Genomic DNA, 647 nt, shown 5'->3' on the forward strand with positions numbered 1-647 from the left:
TCGTTGTTGCTGACCGCGAACATCTGCCCGGTCTCCGGATGGACCCCGACCATCATGAACCCCGGCACGTCACCCCCGGACGAGGCGGGCAAACGGTCCGGCATCCCCTGCGCCAGCGCCTTGTAGATCAGCTCCAGGGCGACCGTCCCCGTCCACTGGGTGAAGGTCGCCGCCGGGTAGGCGGCGTGGAAGAGCGTGCCCGGCTCGGCCCGCACCTCCAGCGGGGCGAAGTGCCCGGCGTTGGTCTGCTCCCCCGGCGTGGTGATCGCCTTGAACGCGACCCGGCAGGTCGCGATGGTCGCGCCGAACGGGAGGTTGACCGGCCCCGCGGTCGCGCATGACGATCCGGCGAAGTCGACGGTGAAGGTGCCGTCGGCGACGGTGACGGTGACCTGCATGCGGACCGGGTCCTCTGTGACGCCGTCGTCGTCCAGCCAGTCGACCGCCGTCCACGAGCCCTGCGGGAGACGGGCGACGGCCTCGGCGGCGGACTCGGCGGCGGTGGCGACCACGGTCTCGACGACGGACTCGACGACGGCCGCGCCGTAGCGGGCGTAGAGCTCGCGGACGCGGCGCTCGCCGGTGCGCAGCGCGGCGACCTGCGCGTTCAGATCACCGATCACCAGATCCGGCATCCGCGAATTGAA

The 647-nt window shown here is 71.7% G+C and carries 1 protein-coding gene; it reads right to left on the reverse strand.

Annotated elements, in window-relative coordinates; all coding sequences use genetic code 11:
* The coding region (locus ACTOQ1_RS42940) for a hydantoinase B/oxoprolinase family protein (RefSeq protein ID WP_440074393.1) at window positions 1–635 on the reverse strand (635 nt) is incomplete at its 3' end.
* Window positions 636–647 lie beyond the last annotated feature (12 nt).

It is taken from the genome of Streptosporangium sp. OZ121 (assembly GCF_051918885.1).
In the GTDB taxonomy this organism is placed as follows: Bacteria; Actinomycetota; Actinomycetes; order Streptosporangiales; family Streptosporangiaceae; genus Streptosporangium.